Source organism: Leptospira saintgironsiae, from assembly GCF_002811765.1.
GTDB classification, from domain to species: domain Bacteria; phylum Spirochaetota; class Leptospiria; order Leptospirales; family Leptospiraceae; genus Leptospira_B; species Leptospira_B saintgironsiae.
Genome location: NZ_NPDR01000002.1, coordinates 295,271 through 309,522, shown reverse-complemented (window position 1 = coordinate 309,522; position 14,252 = coordinate 295,271). Strand labels below are relative to the sequence as shown.

Annotated in this window: 11 protein-coding genes; 4 read left to right on the top strand and 7 right to left on the bottom strand. The window is 38.2% G+C overall.

Annotated elements, in window-relative coordinates:
• Window positions 1-19 precede the first annotated feature (19 nt).
• A complete protein-coding gene (locus CH362_RS06440; protein ID WP_086446572.1) occupies window positions 20-355 on the bottom strand; it encodes an Mpo1-like protein in 336 nt (111 codons plus the stop codon).
• A 79-nt stretch (window positions 356-434) separates the two neighbouring features.
• Window positions 435-1,946: a cryptochrome/DNA photolyase family protein gene (locus CH362_RS06435; protein ID WP_100709541.1), complete on the bottom strand. Its 1,512-nt coding sequence runs from the start codon at window positions 1,944-1,946 to the stop codon at window positions 435-437.
• Window positions 1,947-2,128: 182 nt separating this feature from the next.
• Between CH362_RS06435 and groES the strand changes: the two genes are divergently transcribed.
• Together groES and groL are read left to right on the top strand one after the other, a co-directional pair.
• Window positions 2,129-2,416, top strand: a complete 288-nt coding sequence (gene groES / locus CH362_RS06430; RefSeq protein ID WP_100707090.1) for a co-chaperone GroES — start codon at window positions 2,129-2,131, stop codon at window positions 2,414-2,416.
• An 18-nt stretch (window positions 2,417-2,434) separates the two neighbouring features.
• Entirely contained in the window at window positions 2,435-4,075 is a 1,641-nt protein-coding gene (gene groL / locus CH362_RS06425; RefSeq protein ID WP_008592473.1) for a chaperonin GroEL, read from the top strand.
• A 58-nt stretch (window positions 4,076-4,133) separates the two neighbouring features.
• Here groL and CH362_RS06420 read toward each other — a convergent pair whose 3' ends face one another.
• The 5 genes from CH362_RS06420 to lipB form a co-directional block, all read right to left on the bottom strand.
• Entirely contained in the window at window positions 4,134-9,098 is a 4,965-nt protein-coding gene (locus tag CH362_RS06420) for an LA_1737 family protein (RefSeq protein WP_244280495.1), read from the bottom strand.
• Between the two features lie 77 nt (window positions 9,099-9,175).
• Window positions 9,176-10,765: a murein biosynthesis integral membrane protein MurJ gene (gene murJ / locus CH362_RS06415; RefSeq protein WP_100709540.1), complete on the bottom strand. Its 1,590-nt coding sequence runs from the start codon at window positions 10,763-10,765 to the stop codon at window positions 9,176-9,178.
• A 37-nt stretch (window positions 10,766-10,802) separates the two neighbouring features.
• Window positions 10,803-11,504: an STAS domain-containing protein gene (locus CH362_RS06410; RefSeq protein WP_100709539.1), complete on the bottom strand. Its 702-nt coding sequence runs from the start codon at window positions 11,502-11,504 to the stop codon at window positions 10,803-10,805.
• Window positions 11,505-11,510: 6 nt separating this feature from the next.
• Window positions 11,511-12,491: an LIC_12071 family protein gene (locus CH362_RS06405; RefSeq protein WP_100709538.1), complete on the bottom strand. Its 981-nt coding sequence runs from the start codon at window positions 12,489-12,491 to the stop codon at window positions 11,511-11,513.
• Between the two features lie 65 nt (window positions 12,492-12,556).
• The gene (lipB, locus tag CH362_RS06400; protein WP_100709537.1) at window positions 12,557-13,246 is read right to left on the bottom strand and encodes a lipoyl(octanoyl) transferase LipB; all 690 of its coding nucleotides are present in this window, start codon (window positions 13,244-13,246) and stop codon (window positions 12,557-12,559) included.
• On the opposite strand from lipB, the gene CH362_RS06395 reads away from it, so the two are divergent.
• Both CH362_RS06395 and panD read left to right on the top strand, forming a co-directional pair.
• Window positions 13,224-13,757: a type II toxin-antitoxin system antitoxin SocA domain-containing protein gene (locus tag CH362_RS06395; protein WP_100709536.1), complete on the top strand. Its 534-nt coding sequence runs from the start codon at window positions 13,224-13,226 to the stop codon at window positions 13,755-13,757. The two genes, lipB and CH362_RS06395, sit on opposite strands and share 23 nt — an antisense overlap.
• Before the next feature lie 6 nt (window positions 13,758-13,763).
• Complete coding sequence (gene panD / locus CH362_RS06390; RefSeq protein WP_008592788.1) at window positions 13,764-14,120, top strand: aspartate 1-decarboxylase; 357 nt, start codon at window positions 13,764-13,766, stop codon at window positions 14,118-14,120.
• Window positions 14,121-14,252 lie beyond the last annotated feature (132 nt).

Genomic DNA, 14,252 nt, shown 5'->3' with positions numbered 1-14,252 from the left:
ATATCGTAACGTGGGGAAATTATTTAACTCCCGCTTTTTGTAATTCCTTACCGAGTTGCCCGGTGATCGTGCAAAAATACATTCTCCAATCGCTCACGAAAGATTTAAACGGATAGATAAATGTTGCAGGACGGTTTTTTTCTAAGAAGAAATGCCCAATCCAAGCGAAAAAATATCCGCTAAACAATGCTCCCAGTAAGTACCAAGCGTTTAGATAGAAGATTGCAGAAACGATAAACACCAAAGCACATGTCGTTCCTATAAAATGGAATATCCGATTCATTTTATTCGAATGTTCTCTCAAGTAGAATGGCCAGAATTCCTGTAGGGTTTCGTATTTTTTGTTTTCAGTCATCTTTGTCCCTCCGGAACTACATAATACGGCATGGAAAAAGAATTCGCAACAACTTCTCTCTCCCTTATAATAACACCTGTTATTTAAAAAGTTGGGGTTCCGACAAGTCTTCCAAGGATCGGATATATTCCAGATAAGGTTTTATTTTGAATTTCTTAGAAGTAGAATCCGAGGACATATAACGGATATTTCCAAACACTGCTCTTTCTGGTGACCAAGGTCGGTCAAACGCACCGAAACACCAGAGGATACCTGTATAAGAATTCGGATCCCTTCCATCATACGCATATTTATGATTCAAATCTTCTAATATACGAAATGCTTCTTCAGGTGAAGAAGACCATTCTATTACTTTTTTACCCCAAAGCATTCTGAGATAATTTTGGATAGTTCCAGTGAGAACTAATTCTTTTTGAGCTGCATTCCAGATCGGATCATGGGTTATCGCTTTCTCAAATTCTTCCTTGGAATATATGTATTCTCTTTTATCTCCTCTATGAGCCTCCAGAGAAAGTTGAGCCCAATTCGGAAGAATAGAGAGATCTTTTCTAAAACTTGGCTCCTTATAAAACAAAAGATAACCAAGTTCTCTCCAGGTTAGAAGTTCATCTAAAAAAGAATTTATATTTGGATTTGGATGAAAGAAACCCTCATTCTTACCTCTATAAGAATGATTTAATATATCAGGACTCCAATCGATTTGAGGATCCGATCCTAAAACTGCAGTAACGATCTCATCTACAGAGATCATTCCAAAATGTAAATATGGAGACAAATAAGAAGATTTTGTTCTTTCAGGTGGCCTTGGTTCACTTCTTTCTTCTGAATAAAAAGGAAGTCCCTCTTTTAGGAATTTTTTCAGAAGTTTGAGACCTTCTTTTCTTCCTCCAATCTTACCAGAAACAGGAAGGACATTCGGGAACCTAGAACTCATCCTTTGTAAATAGGAAGAAATGTCCTCCTTCTTCCCAGAAAATAGAAATTTCGGTTTTTTCAAAGATTCAGAACTTGGAATTCCTTTTGGATTTGGTTTAGGATTGGATCTATGAACATAAGATTCTACAAATCTATCATGAAGTTTCGGTCTTAAAACTCGAGCATATCCAAAGGATTTTTCGTAAGAAGCTAATGGAGTGATAGAATTAGAATCTACGAGTAACAGTTTGCAATTTAGGATTTCGGAAATCTTCTCCGCATGTTCCGGAAGAAAAAAACAAGGGAAATCATCCGTAATCACTATAGAAGCTTTTTCTAAAATACCCGGAACTATCTCTGAAAGAGAATGTTCTTTAGTTTCTACAAAAGGCCAATATATAAGACCGATACGGGCTGCGTCTTCTGCAGTATCACAAATTCCTTCTAAAAGAAATTGTTGGAGCCTAGGTGAACTCCACTCGAAATCCATCATGACGGATTCAAAGATGACCAAAGGTTTCCCAAATTTTTTAGAAAGATGAATGGAATAATCCAAAGAATGATTCCAGGCCATTCTTCTATTCGCTCGAAGCCAATAGAGAATATATTCTCCTTCTTCTAAGATGGGCTTTTTATTCCCTTCTCTTACTCTGATTAAATTTCTTTCTGAAAACAAGATTCTCCCTTAGACGGTCTTCCCCAAAAAACGGGAAATGAAAAATTTGGGGGTTTAAACGGAATTTGGGCAATATTTTAGCACTCTATGACCGAAAGTGCTTGACCGCCTACCCCTGTTTCGGATTTCCTGGAATTTATATTCAAGCACTCATTTATTTCAAGTGCTAAAAGGAGAAAGTCATGGCGATTAAACCGCTAGGTGACCGTGTTCTGGTCGAGCCTAAACAAGACGCTGAAGAAAAAATCGGCAGCATCTTCGTACCTGATACGGCTAAAGAAAAACCGCAAGAGGGAAAAGTTGTAGAAGTAGGAAGCGGACGTTATGAAGACGGAAAGCTTATACCACTAGAAGTTAAAGCTGGTGATGTCGTTCTATACGGCAAATATTCCGGAACTGAAATTAAATCCGAAGGTAAAGAATACTTAATTATCCGCGAAAGCGACATTCTTGCCATCGTGAAAAAGTAATAGGCTGAGGAAAAAAAAATGGCAAAAATTATCGAGTATGATGAAACAGCTAGACGTAAACTTTTAGAAGGCGTCAACAAACTAGCGAACGCTGTAAAAGTTACCCTTGGTCCTAAGGGAAGAAACGTAGTAATCGACAAAAAATTCGGATCTCCTACCATCACTAAGGACGGAGTTACCGTAGCAAAAGAAATCGAACTAGAAGATTCCATCGAGAATATGGGCGCTCAGATGGTAAAAGAAGTTTCCACAAAGACGAATGACGTTGCTGGAGACGGAACTACCACTGCTACTATTCTTGCTCAATCTATCGTTAACGAAGGATTGAAAAACGTTACCGCTGGTGCAAACCCTATGGCACTTAAACACGGTATCGACAAAGCAGTTAATGCAGCAGTAGAAAGTATCAAAAAACGTTCAGTTAAGATCGAAAACAAAAAAGATATCGCTAACGTTGCGACTATCTCCGCAAACAACGATAAGGATATAGGAAATCTGATCGCAGATGCTATGGACAAAGTCGGAAAAGACGGAGTTATCACTGTAGAAGAAGCAAAATCTATCGAAACCACTTTAGATGTGGTAGAAGGTATGCAATTCGACCGTGGATACGTTTCTCCTTATATGGTAACTGATCCTGAAGCAATGATCGCTACATTAAGCGATCCTTATATTCTAATCTACGACAAAAAGATCTCTTCTATGAGAGACCTTCTTCCAGTATTGGAAAAAGTTGCTCAAGCAGGAAGACCTTTAGTAATCATCGCAGAAGAAGTAGAAGGAGAAGCATTAGCTACTATCGTAGTAAACACTCTTCGTAAAACTATCTCTTGTGTGGCTGTTAAAGCTCCTGGATTCGGAGATCGTCGTAAAGCGATGTTGGAAGATATCGCAATCCTTACCGGTGGACAAGTGATTTCCGAAGATCTCGGAATGAAACTGGAAAACGCAACAGTTCAACAACTTGGACGTGCTAAAAAAGTTACCGTGGATAAAGAAAACACCACCATCATCGAAGGACAAGGTGCTTCTAAAGATATCCAAGGCCGCGTAGGTCAGATCAAAAAACAAATCGAAGATACTACTTCTGAGTACGATCGTGAAAAACTCCAAGAGCGTTTAGCTAAATTAGCTGGCGGTGTTGCAGTAATTCATGTTGGTGCAGCTACTGAAGTAGAAATGAAAGAGAAAAAACACCGTGTGGAAGATGCACTTTCAGCTACTCGCGCAGCAGTAGAAGAAGGAATCGTTCCTGGTGGTGGATTAACTCTTCTAAAAGCTCAAGAAGCAGTTGCCGCTCTTAAATTAGAAGGCGACGAAGCTACTGGAGCAAAAATTATCTTCCGCGCATTAGAAGAGCCGATCCGTATGATCACTTCTAACGCTGGTCTGGAAGGATCCGTAATCGTAGAGCAAGCAAAAGGTAAGAAAGGAAACGAAGGTTTCAACGCTCTTACTATGGTTTGGGAAGATCTACTACAAGCTGGAGTCGTTGACCCTGCGAAAGTAGTTCGTTCCGCACTCCAAAACGCTGCTTCTATCGGATCAATGTTGTTAACTACAGAAGTTACAATCACCGACAAACCTGAAAAAGACGGTGGCGGAATGCCTCCTATGGGTGGAATGGGCGGTATGGGAGGAATGGGCGGCATGATGTAATGTCTGCTCTTCCTTTCGGAAAGTTAAAAAGCCGGGGAGAAATCCTCGGCTTTTTTTATTATAACTTAATTCCGAGCACTCTATCGATCTCATTCCCGTCCTTGGTGATCGTGTGACTATATAATAAATTTAGAATAGAGTATTTGCTATATTTAGTCTTGGTCTCGTATTCCCAATCCCAGAGAAGGCCTCCCATTCCAGGAATCGCCAAAATTCCCATCGCGTGTAAGCCGTTCATATTATTCCCATATTGTTTATAATAGAATAATCCAGGACCTACAAGCATCAGATCTTCTTCTTTAGAAATTTTTTGGTTTCGATAATACAATAATCCTAAACCAAGCATATCGAATCTTCCGTCTTTTTCGGAAGAGAAGTAGCCTAATACAGGTGGGATCAAAGTCGCCGTTCCGGACGGATCCGAATGATAATAAAGAACAGGAAGGAAATTCGCGAGAGTCTCTCCCGGAACAGATTTCCAACGTAACCAAAGGAAATTGGTATCCGAATAATCAGGACTTCTTTCGTACCCGCCGAGTAATCCGCCAAGGATAGCTACTCTAGTCCTTTGTTCTTCCAATTCAGTATGGATCAAACCTAAGAAGAAATTTAGATTTCTTCTTTTCTGATAAGTTTCATAGTTCGTATCAAAAATTCCCGCAAATCCCCAGCGATCCCAATCATTATCCTTATAATTATAAAAACCGAATGCAAACCAGAATCTGGATTCTTTACTTTTCCGATAAAATGCAAGAGGAGCTAGACCATAAGCAGTGCGTTCCGAATTATCCAAATAGAAAGCTGGACCGACTACTAATCTTTCTAAACCGGAATTCCCAGATTTATAGTCAGTAATTAACAAAAAGTTTAAGTGTTTTTCTTTTTTGAAAGGATCGTTCTCTGATTCAAATCTATATATCGGGAAAAGATATGATTTAAAATACATACTAGTCGTTTCTTCTTTTTTAAGATCTTTAACTGTATGTAAGGTATTCGAAAAAAGGAAAAATGCCGTAAAATCTCTCCATTGATCAACGACCTTGTCTGTGCTCCCCTCTTTAAGGGAAACAGATTCATATTTGGAATAATCGATCAATTTCAGAAAGGTCACGTCTCTTTTGGAATATTCCCTATCTTCCAAAGTCTGTTTCTCAGAATAAGTATACAAAAGTGGGATTGGTAGAAAGTAAAACGAAGAACTAGTTTCTAAACTTTTACTTCCAGAAGAGGAAAAAAATCCGAAAGGGTTCGCGTTGAATGAATTCCAACTTCCTGCTTGGAATTCAGTTCTATCCGAATAATATAAAAGTCCCCAAGTAACTCTTTCTTTGTAAACATTAGGGACGTTTTTCTCTTTATTGGAATAGAAAGGATAAATTGCAAAAGAACTCTCTTGATCAGAGCCGGATCCATTCAATATTCCTAATATATTCCATCCTGATCCATTTCCTTTTTTATAACCGTAATAGAAGATTGGAACAGTAGTATAAGATTCCACAACCTTATCCCCCTCCTTCTCCGAGCCGGAAAAATAAAAAGGAAATATATGAAAACGAGTAGATGTCCTCTCTCCAGTTTTCTCTTGTGAGGAAGAAACCAGACCCAGAAAATTCCCCTTAGAAACAGAAGGAGAAGATTCACTATAATACCCTAAGACAAAAAAAGTGCTCTGAGACGAGTTTCGTTTGGAATAGACCGTAGGAAAAAACAAAAAGTCTACCTTAGTTGTTTGCTCCTGAGTCTCTGAGGCACCCTTGGATCTAGAGTAATAATAAAATGGAGTGAGTAGAGAAGAAGATTCTTCCCCGTTCAATTCTTTCCTACTGGAATAAGAGGATAATAAAGTATAAAAATTAGATTCGTAAGAATCTCCGGACGAGGATTGCACCTTAGACCCGTAGCTTAAGTATAACGGTATTAAAAGATTATAAGACTTCTCTTGGAATAAATCCTGGTTTTGGCTAGTTTCAGATCCGGAATGGAACAGAGGTAAAAGTAAAGAATGAAAAGATCTGCTGGTAATAGTTCCTTCCACGATCCGTTTTCTGTAATATAGAGGAGAAATCGTCCGAGAATAATCCTTTGATTGATCATGAGCAACCAAAGGAAAGATCCTAAATCCCCAAACTTCCGGAGAAGTATAAAATCTAGTGATCGGCCATAGGATCGAATAATCCTTAAGTTCTCCTTGCTTTCCTCGTAGGAAACCGAATAGTAAATAAGATTCTTGGAAATTTTCTTTTTGTTCCTGCCTACCATAGAAAGGAAACAGAACGAAATAAGATTCGTCTCCGATCCTACTCCAAAAAAATAAAGGAGCAGCATATACTTTATCAGCAGTTTTATCTGACCAAGAAAACCAACTCAAAGGAAGAAGTCGGAAATGTCGCCTATCATCCCCTCTTTCATAACTAAAAATCCCAAATAACGCACTGACACCCCAGAAAGAACGGACCTTCTCTCTAGTTAATCGATTGTATTGCCCCAAACCTTCCTTTTCTTCCTGAGAATTTTTAACAGGAATATTCTCAACGCCTGAGTTGGATGTGGATAATTCAGTAGGGTGATTCTCTTTCCAAAATTGCAATTCCTCTTTGTTAACGGAAGTTCTTGTGGAAATGCTAAATAAACTGTAGAATAGAGAAACATCGGCATCCAAGTAATAATCTTTTTCCGTAGATCCAACTCCGGCAGTTCCTGAAAAACTTCCCAATGTCTTAGAAGAAGAATAGGCCAATTTTAATTCTAAAGTTTTGTCCGCCTCGTAATAGTTTAGCCAAAGAGGAAGAAACATATCTCCTTTGCTTCTAGAATTATTCCAATTCCAATATAAAGGAAACCAAGTGGAGAATTCTTCCTTACGAACCTTGTCTACATTCGAAAACCATAATAAAGGCCAGATCCAAGTATTATCCTTTTCTGCAGAACGATTCCAGTAGTGAAAAAGACCAAAATGAGTATATATATCGTTGTCTTTTCCGAAACGGAAATAAAAAGGTAGAACTAGACGAAAGCTATCTCGTTTATAAAAATAAAATGGGAACGCATAACTATATTTTGCATCTCCTGCCTTATCGAATCCTCTACCCGTCAAACCCAGCACATTCCAATAGGAATATTCGTTTGTAGTGTTAGAAAAATAGATCGGATAGAATCTTCTTCTAGATTCCTGATCCGTATCGTATTTTTCATATAAGGTAACTAAGGAATATTTTTCAAACTTAGTCTTATATTCTTTAGAATAAGATAGAGGAGTTATAAGTTCTTTGTATTCAGAAGTGTCGTTCCATTGGAAAATTGGAAGAAGAGTATAACTTTCCGACTTATTCCCCTGCCAAGAGTCCCTATAATAATACCAAAACGGAAATAAGATCCATCTATCGTATTGATCTCTTATCTCACTTTTTCTGGAATAAAACGGACCTACCCAAGTTCGAGTCTTATTCCAATAAGTGAATAACGGAATGATCCAAGTATATTCATTCCCTACTTGATTCCCCTTTGCCAATAATGGCAGAAAATGAAAATACTCCTGTGGCTTATAAAACCAAAGAGGAAAGAAAATCCCTCGTTTAAATTCTCCCTTTTCATCCCAAGAAAGATAAGTATTGATCAAATAATTTTGAGAGGAGACTTTTTCCTTATTTCTATAATATAAAAACCAAGGAAGCAAGGTAGTTGTTTCAGAAGCATTCGAAGAATAATAAGAAAGAGGAGTGATTACCTTAGATTGATTTGGCGTAAATGAATGATAATAGAGAGGAAAAAATAAAAATTTAGAATTTCCTTGCCAATCATTAGAATAGTAAGAATTTACTGCATAAAAATTGATCTCAGTCGCAGTACGTTTATGATAAAATGGAATAGGCAATAGACCGAATTTTTCCGTGCCATTATCGAAATAAGCAGGGAACAAATAAAAATATTCATTCTTTTTGTGGAACATGAAGGGAAACAGATAAGAAGAAGAATAATCTCCCTTTTCGTTGGAGCTCCAACCACTAATCAGAGCTACATTTGTATCCGATTTACCTCCCTTCTCCCATTTTCTACTAAATACGATCGGGATATTTGCATTATAGTTTTGTAATTCATCATTATGATAGTTTCGATTTAAGAATAATAGCAAGTAATAGGAAAATTTTTCTTCGTTCTTTCCTCCTCCACCCAATTGAGGCGTTTCTTTCCATGTCTGACCGAAAAGTGGAGTAAAGAAGGAACCTTCTTCGCCGCCGTCCCAAGAATTATAAGAGAATAACGGAAAAATGGTAAAATGAAAATTTTCTTTATCAGAATAAGAATTATAGAATGTATTATAGAAGAAGATTGGGAAAAAACTAAAATGGAATTTTCTCTTTCCAGAACCCCAATACACCAATGGAAGAATAGAACCATAAGAAGATTCTCTGTCTTCTCCCCAATGAAAGATCAGAAAATGGTTCCAATCATCATTTAAGTTCCTATTTCGGAAAAATAAAAAAGGAACCGCAAAGTAAAAGGATTCTTCTTTGCCACTTTCAATTGTCTTACTTCTACCAAATAATGGAAGAAATGAAGGGAAGGACACCCAACTCTCTGAAAATTTTTCACCCCTTGATTCGTAAGAATTATAATGAAATAATGAAAAGTTTACGCCTGAATCAGATGTAGTACCCTGGATACGTTGTGCATAATAAAGAGGGAAAAAATAAGATCGAAATGATTCATTTTCTTTAGCTGATAAATGATCAATGAGAGGGAAAAAACTAGTTTGAGTAAATTTAGGATAATTAGTCCGAGTATAAAGAACTAAAATATTCAGGGAATAATGTGGTCCCCAATATTCTTCACTGGCAAAAGGAGGAAGTCTAAATCTATATTTATCTTCTTTATCACTTCCTAATATAGGCTTTTTTTCGGACGTTAAAGTATCAAAATAATCAGTTGCTGCAATCTCAGAAGAAAAACAAACAAGAAGGATCGGAAAACATAGAATGATAGACCCGATTTTTGAATAAAAAATTTTCAGAAAATTTCTAATCATAAACTTATAGAAGTTTTAACTTACTCTTTTTCCCCTCTGAGAATTTTTACCGAGAACCGCGGATATTCCGGGCAAAATTACTTCTTACGAAATATTTTTCCAGCTATTAACCTTATCTCTTCTAACCCCAAAAGCAGACTGATTAGGAAAAAAATTGCCATACCGGGAAGAATAGCAGCGCAAAGCGAGATTCTGGAAGAATTCGCATAACTTAGTCCTTTTTCGGAGAGAAAAGTTAATGCTTGAGAATGGACCATTTCTTTATAAAAAAATAAAAATGCAGCCATTGCTAAAAGTGGCAGGACCAATTTTGCAATTTTAGAAAGAAAACCTTCCCAAGGAAAAGCGACTTCATGCTTTTTTAAATAATTAGAAAGCAATGTCCAAGTTACTACAGTTGATACAGCAGAAGACAATGCAATCGCAGAATGTTTTAAGAAAAATATTAAAGAAAAGTTCAATATCAGGTTCAGAGAAAAAGTGAATGCTTGTACTCTTAAAGGAGTTTTTGTGTCTTGGAATGCATAATACGTAGAGATCAAAACCTTATTCATACTATAGAATGGAACTGCTAATGAATAAAAAACTAAAGGTAAGATCGTGGTCTCCGTAGCTAAATGATCCCATCTTCCTCCATAATAAATGGAGTCCAAGATCGGCCCGGCCAAGATCCCAATGCCGAGAGCAGCAGGTGCAGTTAAAAATCCCGCAAATCCCAAAACTCCTAACATTTCCTTAGGAACCTCAGAATGTTTATTTTGTTTTAAGGAAGAAAGTAACGCAGGCAAAGTTGTAGTCGCAAGTGCAACACCTATAATACCTGTAGGAAGTTGCACTAGTCTCTGAGCATAATCCAAACTAACGACAGCGCCTAAGCCTGGATTTGTATTCTGCACATAATTTGCTAAAAATATATCCACCAAAAGCCCAAGCTGGTAAAATCCACCTCCGACTGCCGCCGGTAACATCAGTTTAAATATTTTTGAAATAGCTGGATGTTTATAATTCAGGGAGAATATAGGGCCTTCTCCATTTCTGGAAACATACCAGGCTTGGACACCTAATTGTATGATCCCTCCTCCAACAATCGCAAAACAAAGAACTCTTACCTTCGTCAAAAGTTCCCAATCAACAAAAGGGAAAATCCCTAAGAAAACAGTAAGGTAACTTAAGTTCAGAATGATTGGAGAAAGAGAAGGAACAAAAAATCTATTTTTGACGTTTGAGATCGCCATATAGATAGAGGACAAACTCGCAGTGACGATTAAGAAAAATAGAATATAGGTCAGCTCTACTACAAGCCCCGAATATTCAGGTGTTCCTCCAACAAGGATAGGAAGTGCAAATGGAGAAAATGTAAATACGATTACTACGAAGCTTAGAAGGATTACAAAAAGAAAACTTAATACAGCCCCACTCATCTTCCGAGCGGCGACTACTCCGTCCTTCTCCGCATCAGAATATAATGGCATAAAGGATTGAGAAAGAGTTCCTTCTGCCAATAGGTTTCGGAACATATTTGGTAATCTATAAGCGACTGAAAATGCAGAGGCCACTGTGCCTGTCCCGAAAGACACGGCCATAAAATGGTCCCGGAACACTCCTAAAATTCTAGAAATGAGGGTGTAAAAAGAAAGAGCGAAACTTCTTCTGGCTGCTTGGGACAAGAGATCCTACGTGGTCGGTGTTTCCGTCATACTGAAACTAACCTAATAGTTTCTCCAAGTATCGAACTCCACCGGTGCGACTCACGTCAAACTGAATTCCGCAATTAGGGCATTGATGACGACCAAGAGTTTTTATCCTAAGTCTTGCTCTACAAGACTCGCAGTATAGGATCCTTTCTTGGATATTACGTGCTTGCTCCAAAGTATTATCCAGATCTTTTCCGATCTTAGTCTTCTCAACTGGCTCTTGTCCAGGGATCGGAACAGTGCTAATCTCAGGAACATATACGTCAGACTTACTGATACTAGAAGAACTTGAATAAAATTGAATAGGTTTAGTTTGTCTGAGAGAAGAAATACTTTCCGACTTTTCTGACAAAGTTCTTCTATCTTCAATTTTCAAAGAAGAAAGCCAAATCTCTGCGTCTTTCTCATGTTTAAAGAAGTTCGAATTCTTGCTCAGACCGAATAATCCCAAAACAAGTAAACCTTCTTCATTCCAATCGCTGAACGCAATATTGCCGCCGAATTTTTCGAAAAAGTTTTTCAATTCCACAAGCGCAGAAATTCCGTCTTCTTCTATATATTCTACAAAACGGGAATTGACTAGTACAAGTCTTTCCCCTTCTTCCCAGCGAGTTTTGATAAAGCGCACCAGGTCAAATGCAGAATAGGAATCAAGAACCCCTTTCGGAGTTACCTTTAATATATGTCCCAGTTTTGTAGTATGAATTTCCAAAAAAGTTTATCCTAGATAAATAGCGTCTATAATTTCCGCTTTCTCACGATTGACTGCTTGCGCAGTAGAAGGAGCCGATGCCACAGGAGCCGCTGGAACATGGCTCTGAGAAACTGGCGCTGGGTTTTGGCTTTGGTAAGAAGGAGAAGAAACATTTTCTCTCCAACGAATAGGCCCTTGGGTTTGTGCAAAGTCAACCTTCTCCCATAAAGGAGGAGCCGATGGATATTCTGCAATATACTTTCCATCCTGAGTAAAAGAACTGCGAACACTCTTAATAAGTAGGTGAGAAAATCCTAATATAAGGGCACAGATCAAAGCGATAATCGCATTATTCTGTAAGGTCCACCAAAATAGTTCAGTTTGTATCTTCACAAAATGTGCAAAATTCCCTCTTTCATATTTCATATGAAGAGAAGCTACTCTTTCCAATTTTTCAGGATGATACACTGCCATGGAAAGAAGAACGCTCGGTTCAGAAATTTCAGGAAAATAAGGAGAAACGATCTGCATCAGTTTATCATCCTGGAATGTATTCTTTTCTCCCAAAAGGATTGGAGTTCCTATTTGCCATTTTCTTAAATGATGAGCAGCAGTATAATTAGTAGATAAAAACTTAGGCTCTGGTTTTCTTTTTGCTCTCGGATCAGACACATAATCTTCGTTAGATGATGCAAGAACTACCCCTGAATCATCGGTCATGCTGATCTCAGAAATAATAAATCCTTCTTTATCTCCCGAAGTCACTTTCACAAGTCTTGTGAATGCAAAATTCAGATCTTCTAATCTATCTTTGCTTAATTTTCCTTCGCTAGATTTAGAGATGGCGCCGATTGTATCTCTGGCTCTTTGGTCCGAAAGATTTTTGATCTGCTCAAAAGAAGCAAGAGAAGATTCCAGAAAGGACCATGCAGAGGCTCCGGCAGCGATCCCTTCGCAAACCAAAAGTGCTAAAATGAAAAATAGAATATGTTTGAAAATTTGCACCTGAGAACCTCTCTTCTATTAAAAATCGGCCGATTTCGGCTTTTTTCTAAAGAATAAAAATCAATTTAGGCGCGAATACTGTCTCTGATTGGCTTTAAATTTTCCAGGAATTTGGACTGAAAAGTGCGGATCCATTCCTTCTTTTTATCTTCTCCGCTTGGAAGTCCAAGCTGAGAAACTGAAATCATTGATTTCCAGTCCTGCCCGCACGGGTGGATGCACTGAAAGGCGGAAAAATCGTTAGAAACATTGAGCGCAATCCCGTAACTGGTAAACCAGGACTTAAATAGAACTCCCATAGAAAGAATTTTGCGATTGGGAGAAGTAGACAGATAAAGCCCTGGTGCATTCGGATTTTTTACAAGATCCAAATCCCAAACTTTCTTAGTGGAATAAATTGCGGATTCAAGGACCCCGTCCAAAAATTCCGAGATGGAAATTTCTCTTTTTTTTAAGTCCAAATGTACATAGGCAACGATCTGTCCTGGCTCATGAGCGGTATAATCCCCTCCTCTTTTTATGTATTGGAGAGAGATACCGTGCTCAGAAAGGAAGTCCTCATTTCGGAGAAGATTGTCGATATTATAATTGATCCCCCCGGTAATCGTAAGAGGGTGTTCCAAAAATAGAATCGATTCCCTTCTATTTTCCCGGGACTTTTCCTGGAAGAGGACGTAATCTTCGTATGGAAGGGGATTTTTCAGGGAAAAAGCCTGCACACTCGTATTATTTATGGAAAAGCTGCTCGAAGTCATCTCCTTTATACTCCAAAGATCTCCGCGAGGAAGAAACCGTCAGGAACTAGCAAAACTGGTTTATCTTTCTGATGGGGTATTCTTTCAAAAATACGCCAAAGTGATTACGGAGCAAAAATATATCCATCTGGAAGATTCTCCGTATCCGATGGAATTGAATCAGGCACTTCTTCACCTGAAAGAAAATCGTCTAATAGATGTGACCCCAAAATTGACCGAGACCGGGATCTCGGGTTATTTATTAACCTGGGTCGGAACCGAGCATGAGGACGAGATAGACCTGAACCGCCAAGAAAAAAGAATTCTTCGTAAGGTTCTGGAAAATTTCAAAGGAAGTGTTTACGACGAAAATAGAGTGTATCCGAATTTATATGAGAATTACGTGATTACTCCCCTTTTCTCGGAAATTAAGTTTAGCAAAGAAACTATTAACACTAAAATCCATTTCTTTAAGAGAAAAACGCTTTTGAATATCTCGGGCAAAATATTTAAGGTACTTTTTAGCGAGTAAACACGAATGCTCATCACTGTTTGTAAAGGTAAAATCCATAGAGCCACTGTAACCGACGCGGACCTCAATTACGAGGGAAGCCTGACGGTAGATATGGATTTGGTAGATGCCGCTGGAATGTTTCCTTACGAAAAAGTTTCTGTTGTGAATGTAAACAACGGATCCAGATTCGAGACATATCTGATCGAAGGCAAAAGAGGTTCTGGAGAGATCTGTTTGAACGGCGCTGCTGCCCGTCTCGGAATGAAAGGAGACAAGGTAATTATCATTTCCTACGGCTCCTTGGAAGAAAAGGACCTGCCAAAAGGTTATAAACCCCAAGTCGTTCTCGTAGACGACAAAAATCATATCAAAAAAGCCTAATCCCTTAGGCTTTTCTTAAACTTTTAATCCGCTGGACTAAATTTCCTAGTTTAGATAGAATCGATCCATTCTCCGCCCGAGGCAGAATTCTTCTCATTTTTTTAAGGAAAACGAGAAGAACGGCTAAGTTTC

Coding starts and splice junctions, on each gene's coding strand:
- groES (WP_100707090.1), top strand. CDS start 2,129: ATGGCGATTAAACCGCTAGGTGACCGTGTTCTGGTCGAGCCTAAACAA.
- CH362_RS06395 (WP_100709536.1), top strand. CDS start 13,224: ATGGAAAAGCTGCTCGAAGTCATCTCCTTTATACTCCAAAGATCTCCG.
- panD (WP_008592788.1), top strand. CDS start 13,764: ATGCTCATCACTGTTTGTAAAGGTAAAATCCATAGAGCCACTGTAACC.
- lipB (WP_100709537.1), bottom strand. CDS start 13,246: ATGACTTCGAGCAGCTTTTCCATAAATAATACGAGTGTGCAGGCTTTT.
- groL (WP_008592473.1), top strand. CDS start 2,435: ATGGCAAAAATTATCGAGTATGATGAAACAGCTAGACGTAAACTTTTA.
- CH362_RS06420 (WP_244280495.1), bottom strand. CDS start 9,098: ATGATTAGAAATTTTCTGAAAATTTTTTATTCAAAAATCGGGTCTATC.
- CH362_RS06440 (WP_086446572.1), bottom strand. CDS start 355: ATGACTGAAAACAAAAAATACGAAACCCTACAGGAATTCTGGCCATTC.